Origin of the sequence: Butyrivibrio sp., assembly GCF_017433805.1 — a bacterium.
Lineage (GTDB): Bacteria > Bacillota > Clostridia > Lachnospirales > Lachnospiraceae > Butyrivibrio.
Genome location: NZ_JAFRGN010000013.1, coordinates 37,368 through 51,971, shown reverse-complemented (window position 1 = coordinate 51,971; position 14,604 = coordinate 37,368). Strand labels below are relative to the sequence as shown.

Sequence of the window (14,604 nt, the reverse complement as noted above, 5' to 3'; positions counted from 1 at the left end):
TATTTATCTCATTGAATATTGTACTACAGTCATTACTTATCAATGTAAACAGAATCCATAAAGCTTACATACAAAGAATTGTTAACTCCACCAACTGCATACATTCCAACAAGCGCACCTGTAAATCTCTTACCTTTATCATACCCTTCATCACATAGATAATAAACATTTGATAATGTAGTAAATATAGTTAATTCTGAATCAGTAACTGTACTAGTTATATTTACTACATCTGTATTATCATCTGATATCAGTCTATATGAAAGCATACGCTCAAGATATTCTGTGTTCATGCACAAGTAGATTTTCTTTATGGAGCAAGAAATTTCTTCATTCCCATAAATATACCTGTCCTCTTCTCCAATATGTTCTCTGGAATATACTGTTAATCTGCCATTTCTTCTGCAGATACCAAATTCTAAAAATGTATTCTCGTCGTAATAACCTGTTATTCCAGCGCACTGTCCATCTGAAATTGCAGGTATATCCATAAAGACGCTATACTCAAAAGCAAAGCTATTCTGTCTTCTCAGAACAATATTCCTGCTACTAATATCGCTAAGAGGATATTCACTTGCATGAATTACAAATGTTCCATCACTACTTATTTTAACATCTCCATCCTTAAAGGCTCTTGGAGTCATATAATCTAATGTATTGTTGTAGCTACCAGTTATCTCAGGATAGGGCTTAACCTGCATACAGGATGGTCCCTTTAATCCATTAACTATTGGCCAGCCATCTGCTGTCCAGGTAACAGGGTCAAGTGCAGTCTCTCTTCCAAGAATGCTATAGCCATCACCTATTTTCCTGCCACACAGATACACCATGTACCATCTGCCATCAGGAGTTTCTACCATATCTCCATGTCCGCACCTTTGTATGGTAGCACCCTCGTCGTTCTGCCTCATAATAGGATTATATGGACATGGCTCATACACTCCCATTAGTTCCCTACTGCGAGATACAGTTACTCTGTGGCCTGGACCTGTCCCCCCCTCAGCCTGAAGCAAATAGTAATAGCCATCTTTCTTATAGATGTGAGGCCCTTCCGGCGCTCTTTTGTTACTGCCATAGTATAAAAGAGTTGGCTCAGAAATCTTCTTAGTTCCAGTTTTATCAAGCTCAAATATTCTGGCTCCTCTGTTTAGAAGCATGTATCTGCGACCATCGTCATCATTAAAAAGACCTGGATCTATACCATCTTCGTCAATAAACACCGGCTCAGAATATGGCCCCTCAGGCTTATCTGAACTAACCACCATCTGCCTTCTATACACTGTTCCTGTATCATTAAGTCTATATGTCGCAGCGATATAAAATCTTCCATCATAAAATGAAATATCCGGAGCCCAGTAGCCTCTTCCGCCCTCAAGTTCCTCGAGCCTTGCCCACTCCGGGTTAGTGATAGCATGGCCGATTATCTCCCAGTGTATCAGATCTCTTGAATGCGAAATCGGTATGCATGGGAAAAAGATAAATGAGGAGTTGACCATATAGTAGTCTTCCCCAACTCTGCATATGGAAGGATCTGGAAAAAAGCCTGTTCTTATCGGATTTCTATAGAAATCTTCATATCGATGTCCATATCTTTGAGTCAGATAATCATCAATTTCCTTATGTTCATTTTCTCTTACAATATCCCAAGGAGTTACAAGATCAATATCTCCCTGAAGAGGGTCAAGGCCACATCTTTCCACCAGATATTTGAACATATCCAGTTTCCCGGACATAGCAGCAAAATGAAGCGCAGTCCTGTGATTATCTGCAAATTCATTGAGACTAGACCTTGAATATTCAACTATCCATTTAACAAGCGCAAAATCTCCATTTTGCGCAGCTTCGTAGATACTAATCTTACCAACATCCATCTAAGCACCTCATATAACAGTTACAAGTCATTTATCCAATTGCCTTATATACTAATTATTTAATTATATTTCCTGAATATCAGCATACAGGAAATCTGCATAGCCTTCACATTCAGATTTTTTATCCATATCACAGGAAAGCGCAAATAGTCCTAGCTTGGCTCCAACCCAGGTATGGTCAGATGGTGTATATGCCACCTTTAGATCTAATGCCCTTCGTAAATCCTTATCATCATCAAGTGATAAATACATTTTTAGTATTGGAGTATTATCCTTGTCCTCTACATTTTTGAAGTAAAGCTCTTTGGATGTTACTCTCTTGTCATCGCATTCAAAAGAAAGAATAAATCTAATATTCTTAAGACCTTCCTCTATAGATAAACCATAGTCATAGCACAGCTTACCAAATTCGTATTCGCCTAAGACCTTTTCTTTCTTATCATTATCTCCGCCATAGGATTCAATAACTCTGACAGTGTATTTATTCTCAGCTTCTCGCTGCAAGTATGCCGCCATATACTGGCCACCTGTCATGCAAACACCTGCTCTATCCCCTGGCAAAAGACCTGTCGCATCAACTCCTATTTCACTTCTAAAAAGAGGATATATTATCTTCTGCGTAAGAATATTTGAGCATTTCCAGATAATAGGTTCACTTTCATTTGAAAGGTTAATGGCACGAAGCCTCAAGCAGTTCTGAGAAGTTTCTTTTGATACATCATTATCTCGAATTCCATAGAAGCGATTACTGTGATTACCCAGCCATTGCCACATAAGACCATATTGGCCATCTTCAAATGAATCCGATGCCTCAAGATATGAAGGTTCATCTGATATACCAGTATTTGGCTTCTCCATCTCTTCAACAGGCTCTCCAATATTGTTCTCATCAGGATTTACTCCAACAATTGGCCAGCCATCATGCCAGTTGACAGGCTGAAGGTGGCAGATTCTGCCGTAAAGGCCTCTGTCCTGAAAATGTATAAACCATTCATCACCATTTACGGTATCTATTAGTCCCCCTTGGTGAGGTCCGTTTATCTCGGTATTTCCCGTATGCATAACCTCTTTTATTTCATAAGGTCCATGAATATCTCTACTACGAAGTACTACCTGATAGCCAAATTTCACTCCGCCAGCAGGCGCCCATACATAGTAATAGCCATCCCTTTTATATACCTTGGGACCTTCAATAGTAACTGCAGGATTCTGAGGATCATTACCATCAAAGATAAAGTGATCCTCAGAAATTGCCTTGAGTCCATCACTACTCAACTCGAATATTCCAAGAATACTCTTAAAGCCGATTCTGCTCTTAGCATAGCCATGAATAACATAGGCCTTACCATCCTCATCCCAGAAAGGACATGGATCAATAAGCCCTTTTCCTTCCAGGATACATATTGGTTCCTCCCACTTTCCAAGAGGATCAGTAGTCCTTACAACATAGTACCCCTCATCTGGCATACCATAATAAATGTAGAACATTCCATCATGATAGCGAATAGCTGGAGCCCATACTCCCTCAGAATGTCTTGGTATCTTGTATCTGTCTTCCTGTATATTATTAAGAGCATAGTTAACAAGCTTCCAGTTCACAAGATCATGAGATATCAATATTGGAAGTCCTGGTGTATAGTTAAAGCTACTAGCCGTCATGTAATATGTATCGCCAACTCTGATAACATCAGGATCAGAATAATCCGCAAAGAGAATTGGATTTCTAAATCTGCCGTTTCCTAAATCTGATAAATTTTTCATAATATCCTCATTACCACCAGTCATAAATGACTTACTATTCATCAATATATATTTCTACCCGTTAATTTCAATATTATATGTATCTTTTAAATAATCCTTGTCTGCGATGAGTGTTGCGTAAGGCTCACCGATCATTTCAATGCTCTTTGCTATCATACCTGCGTATAACATTGCTCCCTCATATTTGAGGTGGGAATTATCTGTAAGTCCATCCGGAAGCCAGTCATAAATACCTGGCTCAACGTTCATGTAGTATTTCTTAGCTTCCTCCGGTCCTACTTTCTGAAGGAACTCTCTACTAGCTGTATACAGATCCACAACAGGGACATCAAACTTCTCTCCTGCTTCTTTCATACCCAGCACATACTCTTCGTGACCAGAGAATTTCAGGTTCCCATCTTCATCAAAGAGTTTTCTCTCTACAGGAGTAATAAAAAGTGGATATGCCCCCTTGTTCCTTGCTACATTTACAAACTTACCAAGATTAACAATGAACTCCCCATGAGGATCAGTGTACCTTTTAGGGTCATTTATCTTCTCATCGTTGTGTCCAAACTGGATAAATAAGTAGTCCCCTTTAGTAATGTCGTTATAGATAGGTGCAAGTCTGCTCTCATCTATAAAGCTCTTAGTGCTGCGTCCATTAAATGCATGGTTTACAACAACCACATCCGTTCTGGTATATCTGTCAAAAGCCTGTGCAATACCTGTCTGCGGATAGGTTACATATTTATTAGATGCTGCGGTAGAATCTCCCGCCCAGAATATATGTCTCATTAGTATTTCCTTTCCAATTGAATAAAAAAGAGAGAAATTCAAATTGAATTTCTCTCTCGTAAATTTTCAAAGTAATTACAAATTACTCCTTAACAGCTCCTACATTAACACCCTGTACGAAGTACTTCTGAAGGAATGGATAAGCTGCCATGAAAGGAAGGATAGCAACAACGATAGCTGCGTAATACAGAGTATTCTGTGATACCTTATAAGCTGTCGTAGGTGTATCACCATCCATGATCATAACTCTCAGCTTATACTGGAAGTTAACCTGATCTGGGTTTGTAATATAAATCTGAACTGTGCTGTAATCATTCCAAACAGTTACTGCATACATAAGACCGATTGATGCAAGAGCTGCCTTGGAAAGAGGAAGCACGATCTTGAAGAAGATTCCCATTGGTGAGCATCCGTCAATCTTAGCTGCCTCAAAAAGAGACTCAGGAATACCCTCGAAGAAATTCTTCATAAGTACCAGGTTGTATACGTTCATACCATGCTTGATAACAAGGATCCACATTGTATCTACAAGGTGAAGCTGTTTCATAACAAGGTATTCAGGAATCATACCACCAGAGAAGATCATTGTGAACAGGAGGAAAAATGAAAGTGCATTTCTTCCTGGCATATCCTTCTGAGTAAGTACATATCCACCAAGTGTTGAAAGAATAAGACCAAGCAATGTTCCTAAAACTGTTGTGATAACTGAGTTAAGGAAAGGTCTGTAAAGTCTTACAGTTGTAAAGATTGTGAGGTATCCGTTAAATGTGAAGTCCTCTGGCCATAACATGAATCTGTAAACGCCAACTGAGTTGAATGAATCAACTAAAACCTTCCAAATAGGAATAAGAACTATCAGAGCAATTATAACGAATACTATGTAGTTAACAATATCAAATACATGTACTTTATTCTTCTTAGCCTGCACACGCATTGAGCCTGCTTTAACCTGTGCCATAATGTTCCCTCCTTAAATAATTCCGCGTCCACGAATCTTCTTACTAGCCCAGTTACATACAAGAACAAGTACGCAACCAACAATAGACTTGAACAAACCAACGGCTGTTGTGTATCCATAGTCAGGGATTGCTGTAAGGAAGGTCTGACGGTATACATAAGTTGAAATAACATCAGAAACATCAAATACACGGTTGTTATATAAAACGAATACTGATTCAAAAAGGTTAAGAACCTTAGCAAGATTAAGGATCAGTACGATAATTACCGTATTCATAAGAGCTGGTACTGTAACATACCAAATTTTCTGAAGTCTTGAAGCGCCATCGATATCAGCTGCTTCATAGAGTTCCGGGTTGATTCCGGAAAGTGTTGCCAGGAAGATAACTGTTCCCCAACCTGTTTCCTTCCAAATATTGATAATATAGAAAATAGGTCTCCATAATTGCTTGGAGTGAAGGAAGTCAATACTCTTAGCGATAAGTCCCATTGACTTAAGTGTTTCATTGACGAAACCAGTTGAAGATGTAGAAAGGAACAACTGGAAAATAGCTGCTACTACTGCCCATGACATAAAGTGAGGCAGGTAAATAATTGTCTGCAGTGATTTCTTAGCAAACAAATTATGCATCTCGTTTAAGAAAACTGATACAAGAACTGATGTAAATGTTGTGATAAGCAATTTAGTAATAGATATTTGCAACGTATTGGTAAAGGCTGACCAGAACTCCTTTTTACCAAACATAGTCTCAAAGTTTTTAAGACCAACCCATGTGATGTTCTTCAGTTTATACTGATAGAAAGCATAGCGTACGCCGAGCATAGGCCAATAATAAATTATGATTACGAAAACCAGTACTGGAAGAAACATCAAATAGTATCCACGGTTGTTCCAGATACGTGTACCAAGAGGTTTCTGATTGATAGGAGCACCAGTGGATGTAGTAGTAACATTTTGTTTCTTACTCATTGCATCCTCATCCTTTCACAAAAAATCGTTAATTATTATCTAGTAAATTATAACAAAAACCGGAATTTTTTTCATAAAAATCCCACCCTCCGAAAGCGTTTTTCCCTCGGAGGATGGGAAAAAGTCAAATCATATAATAGCTAGTAGCTAATTACTGAGCGTTAAGCTCATCAAGAATCTGCTGAGCGATATCGCCAAAGTCAGCCTGATACTGAGCAATTGCTTCTTCAGGTGTGATCTCACCAGCAACAGCCTGCTTCATAAGAGTTGTCTTCTCTTCTACAAGTGCCTCGTTGTTCTCAGCAAGTGTATCGCAAGAAGCTGCAGCAGGAGCATCTACACAGTTCTCTGTGAAGAACTTGTTACCAGCCTGTACAAGCTCATCGTTATCAACGTATCCGTTTGTAAGAGGAGCAATTACAAGTACAGCGTCAAGGTGATTCTTCTTCCATACAGAGTTAGGGTCGTTAGGAGACTGCTTAAGGTGGAACTGACCCTCTTCATATGAATAATCCTTCTTCTTCTCTGGATCATCAGCGTTTGTTGAGAACTCTTCAGCGTGGATTGACCAGTGAACATCCTCTGCACCATATGTCCAAAGTGTCTGTACTCTGTCGCCATCAAGCATTGTCTCAAGAAGTGCATCGAAGATAGCCTGCTCACGAGCTGAGTTGCCATCCTGATCATCTGTGATTACCCATACTGGAGCTTCTCTGTTGAGGTATCCGCCCCATGTATCCTTGATCTCCTGGATAGGAGCAAGCTGAACAAGTCTGTTGTCGCCAAGGTCGTTGTCAACTTCCTGCTTTTCCATGTTTGTTGTAAGTGTTCTAAGCCATGTACCAGCCCAATATGTGAATACACCTTCAGATGTTGTCTGATCGTTTGAGAAGAACTTCTCACGAGCCTGCTTTGTTCCAGCATCCTCTGTATCAGGATCGATAACACCATCAGCTACACCCTGTGCAAGTCTTGCAAGAGCATCAACAGTAGCCTGCTCCTGGAAACCATCAACCCAAACGCCGTCCTTCTGATAGAATGAAGGATATGCGCCCTGCCAGAACTCTGGCATGTAGTTGATGTATGGAGCCTCGTCAAGCTTACCAAAACCAGCTGCGATAACACCATATGTGCCTGCGCTGCCGTTTCCATCAGGATCGTTCTCTGTGAATGCCTTAAGCATTGCATAGTAATCATCGAAAGTCTTGATATCGTCAGCCTTCATGCCAACTGCATCAAGCCAAGACTGCTTAACATAAGTAACACATCCGTTACCATATGTAGGAGCAAATCCATAAAGGTGACCTTCGCTGTCCTTCATGTTCTCGTTAACTGTAGGAAGTGTTACACGAGACTGGAACTCTGCGTTTGCATAAGCATCAGCCATATCCCAAAGGAGACCTGTTGTCTGATACTGTCTAAGCATTGTAGCGCTCATGATAAGAGCATCTGGATATGATCCGTCACCTGGCTCACCAGTTGTAAGAAGACGAGATACTGTTCCAGCGTAATCTGAATGGTCGAGCTGATTGATAACAAGATCAACTGGATGGCCGAGCTTCTCAGCTACAGCAGCTTCCCACTGCTCTTCGAATTCTTTCTGTCCGCTCTCAACTGTAGCTGTAACTGTACCATCAACTACGATGTTAAGAGTCTCAAGTGTGTAGTCTTCAGCAGCAGCTGTGTCTGCAGGAGCAGCCTCTGTAGCTGTGTCTGCAGGAGCTGTCTCTGTAGCTGTTGTGTCAGCAGGTGCTGTTTCAGAACCGCAAGCTGCAAGAGAAGCTACCATTGCTGTTGAAAGAAGTAATGATAAAACTTTCTTTTTCATTATTTTTGTTCCTCCCAAAATAATTTTTGAAAAATAAAATGTAAGCGTTTTCACTTGCTTATGAACGTACTTTATCACGTATCAAATAGCTTTGCAAGCATGAATTTTGTAGGATTTGTAACAAAGTTGTACACTTTTTTCGGAAAGCGGCGTTTTTACTGGGTTTCCGAAAGTGCTTACATGTAAATAATTACAAGAAATTTTTTAACAAATTTTGAACAGATTTTAATCGTCATGTAATTACGCACAATTTTGGTTGCCCTCGCAAAGCATCCTTTAGTGCACTTTGTATACTCATCTTTAAATAATTTACACTTCTTGCTAACCCAAAATCATTAATTGCTTTCATTTTTTACATTTTACTTATTCGCATCAGAAACGTATCTGCTATGAAACTCCTTACATTTAAGTATCAAAGAGTTACGCCTCTCTTCCAAATAGCCATATCATGGAAACCAGCTTCTTCGCTCTTGAGCTTCTCTCCAGACGCTGCTCTGAGAATCTTATCAAACAGCTCATCTGTAAGCTCGTCAAAAGTCTTACCTTCAAGAATCTGTCCAGCTCTGAAATCGATCCAATTGCTCTTCTTGTCAGCGATTGTATTATTGCTGGCAATCTTCATAGTAGGAACAGGACATGCAAATGGTGTTCCTCTTCCTGTTGTGAACAGTACAATCTGAGCACCTGCAGATGCAAGAGCTGTAGCTGCGCAAAGGTCGTTACCAGGTGCACACAGAAGGTTAAGTCCTGTAACATCTGTTCTCTCACCATATTCCATAACGTTCATTACTGGGTAATCACCTGACTTCTGAGTACATCCAAGTGACTTGTCCTCGAGAGTTGTGATTCCGCCAGCCTTATTTCCTGGTGAAGGATTCTCATAAATAGGTTCCCCCTGCTTGGTGAAGTAATCCTTAAAGCCATTTATCATATTTACAGTATCAGTAAATGTAGCTTCATCTTTACATCTATTCATAAGAATAGTCTCGGCTCCAAACATTTCTGGAACCTCTGTAAGAATTGATGTACCACCACACTCAATGATTCTGTCTGAAATTCTACCTACAAGTGGATTAGCTGTGATTCCTGAGAAGCCATCACTTCCACCACACTTAAGGCCAATTATAAGTTTGGAGCTGTCAACTTCTTCTCTCTCGTCATTGGAAGCTACCTCAATAATCTCTTTTAAAAGATTAAGACCATCTTCCATCTCATCATCTGACTTCTGACAAACAAGGAACTTAATTCTTGATTCGTCAACCTCACCAATATATGGCTTAAGAACATCGATATTACTGTTCTCACAGCCAAGGCCAAGAACAAGCACACCACCAGCGTTTGGATGATTGATAAGATCAGAAAGGATAACTCTTGTATGCTCCTGATCATCTCCTGTCTGAGAGCATCCATAGTTATGTGTAAATGCAACAACCTCATCTACGCTTCCCTTAACGAATGCGTTAGCCTGCTTGGCAAGTGCTGTTGCTATATTATTAACACATCCGACCGTTGGGATGATCCATACTTCATTTCTGATTCCAACCTTGCCATTTGCTCTTACAAAGCCTTTGAATGAAGCCTTCTTGGTGCCCATCTGAGAAATCTTCTTATCAATGTCTTCCTTATCAGGTTCATACTTATATTCAAGAATTCCCTCAAGATTAGTCTTGATGTCATGAGTATGTACCCATCTTCCAATTGTAATATCCTCTGTTGCATGACCAATAGCATAGCCATATTTGATTACATTATTATTAGTAGAAATATCTTTGATTGCAATTTTATGACCAGCAGGAATCTCTTCTTTTGCAACGATTTCTCTGCCGTCTGAAAGCTGTATTTTCTCGCCTTCTTTTAATGTCTCCAGACATACAACAACATTGTCTTCTGGATGGATCTGTAAAAATCTGCTCATATAACCTACCCCTTTTATCTCTTAATCACTAGATGTAAGCGTTTACATTTTTAACTATATTATTACGGACGGATTTCGTCAACAAAATTTTCAACCCCGCATAAAATCTAAAATGTTTATAAATTTAGCTTTAACGTTAAACTTTTTTCTATTGTATTTGATTTCTCGGTCTTGTATAATACTTTTGAAAAAATATATGAAATCGCTTACATATTTTTTACATTTCTATTTTTGTAGGGTCTAGTTTCACTTGCTAAGGACTACTAAAAAATCTTTCTGCGGAGGGAAAATGGATGAAAAAGTTCATGGACAAAGACTTCTTGCTTCAGAGCGAACCAGCAAAAAAGTTATATCATGATTATGCTGAGAACATGCCTATTTTGGACTATCACTGCCATATCAGCCCTAGAGAAATCGCTGAGGATCGTCATTTTGAGACAATCACTCAGGTATGGCTTGGCGGCGATCATTACAAATGGCGTCTCATGAGAGCTTTTGGTCTCGATGAAAAATATATGACAGGTGATGCGTCAGATAAGGAGAAATTCCTTATGTTTGCTAAGTGTCTTGGTAAGGCAGTTGGCAATCCTCTTTATCATTGGGCTCATCTCGAGTTAAAGAAGTATTTCGGTTACGATGGTGTTCTCAATGAGAAGACAGCTGAGGAAGTTTACGAGCTTTGCAATAAAGTTCTTCAGTCACCTGATATGAGTGTACGTAAGCTTATCAAGATGAGTAACGTAACTCTTATCTGCACTACTGACGATCCAGTAGATACACTTGAATGGCACGACAAGATCAAGGAAGATGCATCATTCGATGTTAAGGTTCTTCCAGCTTGGCGTCCTGATAAGGCCAAGAATATCAGAAAGCCTGAGTTTGTTTCTTACCTTGCTACTCTTTCAGAGGTAAGCGGAGTTAAGATTGACTCTTTTGCTTCTCTTAAAGAGGCTCTTAGAGTAAGACTTGATTACTTTGCTTCTAAGGGATGTAATGTAACAGACCACGCTCTTGAGTATGTAATGTACAGACCAGCTACAGAGGAAGAAATCGAGAAGATTTTTGCCAAGAGACTTGCTGGTGAGGAACTTACATACGAAGAAGACCTCAAGTATCAGACAGCCTTCATGCTCTTCGAGGGTGAAGAAATCGCTAAGAGAGATTGGGTAATGCAGCTCCACTTCGGATGCAAGCGTGACAACAATACTCCTATGTTCGAGAAGCTTGGTCCTGATACAGGATTTGATACAATCGATGCTTATTATCCAATGGGTGAGCTTGCAGATTTCCTTGATGCTCTTCATTCTAAGAAGATGCTTCCTAAGACAATTCTTTACAGCCTTAACCCTAACGATAACAAGATTATCAATACAACTCTCAACGCATTTAATGAAGGTCCTGTTGTTGCCAAGATTCAGCAGGGAAGCGCTTGGTGGTTCAATGATACTAAGCTTGGTATGGAACAGCAGCTTGCATCTGTAGCTGAGTCTGGAAACCTTTCTGGTTTCGTAGGAATGCTTACAGATTCCAGAAGTTTCACATCATACACAAGACATGATTATTTCCGTAGGATCCTTTGCAATTATCTTGGTTCTCTTGTTGAGAACGGTGAATATCCAGAGGAAGATCTTGATATTCTCGGAGAGATTGCTGCAGATATCTCCTACAACAATGCAGTAAGATATTTCAAATTTCCTTTAGAAACGAGATAATAGCTTATGAGTAACCAGATGACAATATATGATATATCCAAAAAGGCTGGCGTTTCCATTGCTACAGTTTCAAGAGTATTGAACGGCAGCACAAATGTTAAACCTCGTACCAGAAAAAAGGTAATGGATATTATCGAGCAGTATGGCTACAAACCTAATGCCTTTGCCAGAGGACTTGGTCTTAATTCTATGAAGACTATCGGCATTTTGTGTGCTGATGCTTCTGACCTTTATCTTGCGAAAGCCATCTATTATATCGAGCAGAATTTGAGAGAAAACGGTTATCATTCCGTATTATGTTGTACTGGTTACGAAATGGCCTCCAGGAAAGATTCACTTAATCTTCTCCTATCTCAGCATGTAGACAGCGTTGTAATGGTAGGTTCCAACTTTATTATGAACAATGCTGAGGATAACCAGTATGTTAAGGATGCTGCAGCTTCAGTGCCAATCATGCTACTAAATGCAGACTTTGATTGTTCTAATGTTTATTGCACTCTGTGTGATGACTACAAGGCAACTCAGGATGCTACAGAGAAGATGCTTGATGCAGGCATGCAGAATATTCTTTATCTGTACAACTCAAACTCATATTCAGGACTCAAGAAGCTCGCTGGATATCAGAATGCTCTTCTGACACACGATATTCCTCTTAAAAAGGAAATGCAGCAGTGTTTCAAGGGTAGTCACGAGGATATAGATGGTGTTAAGAATTTTGTAGAGTCAATCTACAAAAAGGGAATTAAGTTTGATGGCATTGTTACAAGTGATGATTTCCTTGCAGTTGGTGCTATGAACTTCGCAAGAGCCAATAATATCAGTGTACCTGGTGATCTTCAGATCATCGGCTATAACAACTCTATTTTGACTCTTTGTTCTGAGCCTGACATTTCTTCTGTTGATAACAGACTTGAAGACATGTGCATTCAGCTTGTTAAGACTCTTATTGGTACTCTCTCTCAGAACGAGATGCCACAGAAGACTATCTTCTCAGGCGAACTTGTTAAACGTGGTTCAACATCATTCTAAAATGTGATCTATATATTAAAAAGACCGACTCCTAAATACTAGGAATCGGTCTTTTTAGTTGTCATAATTATTCTTCTTATTCTTCCAAAAGTCCACTTAATGCGAATACAAGTGGTGAGTTCCAGTAAATTGTAATCTCATTAAGAGAATAACAATCTATATGGTCAAGGTAGCACTTCATTGGAGGAAGTCCCTGTCCACGAAGTGACTGTGCTCTCTCATCCTGAAGCCCTACGTTAGGTCCTCCTGATACAAGACCTGGCCAAGGCTGTTCGATATCATCTACAGCTGTAGGTCGAAGATGAGGATTCATGTAAGCCTTCTCTCCGTTTCCAGTTACATAGCTGACATCCATACTATTGCAGCCAAGTACATAATCAAGGCCTGCTTCCAGCGCCTTCTTATACTCATCCTTGGAATCAAGCTTGTAAGCTACGCTTAATACCATCATGTACTTGAGAAGTTCCATGTTACTGCCCCAAATGAAATCTTTGGCCAGCATACATAGACCGAAGCCGTTTTCACCAGATACCTTAACAAGTCTGTCTGCCTCTGAAAGGAAACTTGTTCTAGCCAAAGTGCAAAGAGCATTATCTTCTCTCTTAAGCAAAAGAGAAAGTGAGCCAAGTCCTGCTACTTCTGCCCAGCCAAGGCATGTAAATACATTGCCCTGATACCCCTTCTTCTGAGCATTCTTATCAAACTCTTCAACCTTTGCTTTGAGTTCTAAGGCATCGCTGTAATACTTGCCATCAGATGTAGCTTCATACAGTGCACATGCTGCCCAGAATCTGTTAGAAAGATCTTCTGCCTCATCATACTGGCCAGTATTAGAACCCTCTGGATTGAAGAATAAGAGCTCATCAGGATTTTCCTTAAGCCACTTATAAGCAAGAAGTGACTTCTCCATAAGCTTATCAGCATAGGCCTTGTCGTAATCCTTGTAAATTGTATAGGCAAGCGCAAATACAGCTGCTATATCTGCTGTTGCAAGAGCTGAAACAGCAAAGAGGAACAACTCTTCCTTATCATCCTCAGGCATTACAAATGGCGCGTGGTTAAAGGTAGTAACCTTATGCCATACGCTTCCATTTTCTCTCTGCATTTTCATAAGGAAATCAAGCTCAACCTTGACCTCAGCAAGAATCTCAGGAAGGTTACCATTATCTCCAGAAACCTTAGGAATGTCATAATGAACATCTAAAAGTCCCTTAAAGAAACGTACTCCATATAATAAATGAGCTACAGCAACTGCTCCTGCAGTTGAATATCTGCCGTAATCTCCAGCATCATGCCATCCGCCTGTAACATCAACAGGCTCTACATCCTCGCCATAAACTGTAGCCTTAGACATATGACATGGCTCATGATAATACTCTCCAGCAAACTCTTTGGTAAGTGCATCGCCACATCTAAGATAATAAAAGCATTTGCAGATATCCTTCATAAGCTTGTCATAAACATTATCTGACACCTCAAAAGATACGCTTTCATTTCCATCAGCTACAACCTTGTATTTTCCTTTTTCTGTAAGAGCACTAAAATCAGCAACGTAGGTATCCTCCCCAGATATCTCATCTGTGCCAAAATGCTCAACTTCTCCGCCAAAAACCTTTTTGCCGTTTTCATCAATTACTTCAAACTCAGAAGCAGCAAAATTCAGAACAGCTTTTTTAGGAGCACTGCTCAAAAATCCCACCTGATTAACAAATACTTTTTTCACGGTAAGCCCTCCAAAATACGATATTTATCATATTATAGCAATATTCTGACCGTATATATAC

General features: G+C 39.7%; 10 protein-coding genes. 2 read left to right on the top strand and 8 right to left on the bottom strand.

Going from position 1 to position 14,604, the window contains the following annotated elements:
* Nucleotides 1-32 precede the first annotated feature (32 nt).
* The 7 genes from IJI01_RS03610 to IJI01_RS03580 all read right to left on the bottom strand — a co-directional run bounded on the left by IJI01_RS03610 (nt 33) and on the right by IJI01_RS03580 (nt 10,079).
* Complete coding sequence (locus tag IJI01_RS03610; RefSeq protein ID WP_292185996.1) at nt 33-1,871, bottom strand: family 43 glycosylhydrolase; 1,839 nt, start codon at nt 1,869-1,871, stop codon at nt 33-35.
* A 63-nt stretch (nt 1,872-1,934) separates the two neighbouring features.
* A complete protein-coding gene (locus IJI01_RS03605) occupies nt 1,935-3,632 on the bottom strand; it encodes a glycoside hydrolase family 43 protein (RefSeq protein WP_292185994.1) in 1,698 nt (565 codons plus the stop codon).
* 54 nt (nt 3,633-3,686) lie between these two features.
* A complete protein-coding gene (locus IJI01_RS03600) occupies nt 3,687-4,409 on the bottom strand; it encodes a rhamnogalacturonan acetylesterase (RefSeq protein ID WP_292185992.1) in 723 nt (240 codons plus the stop codon).
* An 82-nt stretch (nt 4,410-4,491) separates the two neighbouring features.
* Nucleotides 4,492-5,367, bottom strand: coding sequence for a carbohydrate ABC transporter permease (locus tag IJI01_RS03595; RefSeq protein ID WP_292185989.1), 876 nt, complete (start codon nt 5,365-5,367; stop codon nt 4,492-4,494).
* A gap of 12 nt (nt 5,368-5,379) precedes the next feature.
* Nucleotides 5,380-6,336: an ABC transporter permease gene (locus IJI01_RS03590; protein WP_292185986.1), complete on the bottom strand. Its 957-nt coding sequence runs from the start codon at nt 6,334-6,336 to the stop codon at nt 5,380-5,382.
* Between the two features lie 151 nt (nt 6,337-6,487).
* Nucleotides 6,488-8,164 carry an ABC transporter substrate-binding protein gene (locus IJI01_RS03585; RefSeq protein ID WP_292185983.1) on the bottom strand — a complete coding sequence of 559 codons (1,677 nt, stop codon included), beginning with the start codon at nt 8,162-8,164 and terminating at the stop codon, nt 6,488-6,490.
* 412 nt (nt 8,165-8,576) lie between these two features.
* Complete coding sequence (locus IJI01_RS03580) at nt 8,577-10,079, bottom strand: UxaA family hydrolase (RefSeq protein ID WP_292185980.1); 1,503 nt, start codon at nt 10,077-10,079, stop codon at nt 8,577-8,579.
* A gap of 293 nt (nt 10,080-10,372) precedes the next feature.
* Here IJI01_RS03580 and uxaC point away from each other — a divergent pair, with 293 nt between their 5' ends.
* Together uxaC and IJI01_RS03570 are read left to right on the top strand one after the other, a co-directional pair.
* Nucleotides 10,373-11,791 carry a glucuronate isomerase gene (uxaC, locus tag IJI01_RS03575; protein WP_292185977.1) on the top strand — a complete coding sequence of 473 codons (1,419 nt, stop codon included), beginning with the start codon at nt 10,373-10,375 and terminating at the stop codon, nt 11,789-11,791.
* Nucleotides 11,792-11,797: 6 nt separating this feature from the next.
* Nucleotides 11,798-12,820 (top strand): LacI family DNA-binding transcriptional regulator, encoded by a 1,023-nt coding sequence (locus IJI01_RS03570; protein ID WP_292185974.1) that lies wholly within the window; start codon nt 11,798-11,800, stop codon nt 12,818-12,820.
* Nucleotides 12,821-12,896: 76 nt separating this feature from the next.
* On the opposite strand, the gene IJI01_RS03565 is transcribed toward IJI01_RS03570, so the two are convergent.
* Complete coding sequence (locus tag IJI01_RS03565; protein ID WP_292185971.1) at nt 12,897-14,543, bottom strand: glycoside hydrolase family 9 protein; 1,647 nt, start codon at nt 14,541-14,543, stop codon at nt 12,897-12,899.
* Between the last annotated feature and the right edge of the window lie 61 nt (nt 14,544-14,604).

Excerpts from the sequence above, each read along its gene's own strand:
- IJI01_RS03580 (WP_292185980.1), bottom strand. The coding sequence starts at position 10,079 with ATGAGCAGATTTTTACAGATCCATCCAGAAGACAATGTTGTTGTATGT.
- IJI01_RS03600 (WP_292185992.1), bottom strand. The coding sequence starts at position 4,409 with ATGAGACATATATTCTGGGCGGGAGATTCTACCGCAGCATCTAATAAA.
- IJI01_RS03585 (WP_292185983.1), bottom strand. The coding sequence starts at position 8,164 with ATGAAAAAGAAAGTTTTATCATTACTTCTTTCAACAGCAATGGTAGCT.
- IJI01_RS03590 (WP_292185986.1), bottom strand. The coding sequence starts at position 6,336 with ATGAGTAAGAAACAAAATGTTACTACTACATCCACTGGTGCTCCTATC.
- IJI01_RS03595 (WP_292185989.1), bottom strand. The coding sequence starts at position 5,367 with ATGGCACAGGTTAAAGCAGGCTCAATGCGTGTGCAGGCTAAGAAGAAT.
- IJI01_RS03605 (WP_292185994.1), bottom strand. The coding sequence starts at position 3,632 with ATGAAAAATTTATCAGATTTAGGAAACGGCAGATTTAGAAATCCAATT.
- uxaC (WP_292185977.1), top strand. The coding sequence starts at position 10,373 with ATGAAAAAGTTCATGGACAAAGACTTCTTGCTTCAGAGCGAACCAGCA.
- IJI01_RS03610 (WP_292185996.1), bottom strand. The coding sequence starts at position 1,871 with ATGGATGTTGGTAAGATTAGTATCTACGAAGCTGCGCAAAATGGAGAT.
- IJI01_RS03570 (WP_292185974.1), top strand. The coding sequence starts at position 11,798 with ATGAGTAACCAGATGACAATATATGATATATCCAAAAAGGCTGGCGTT.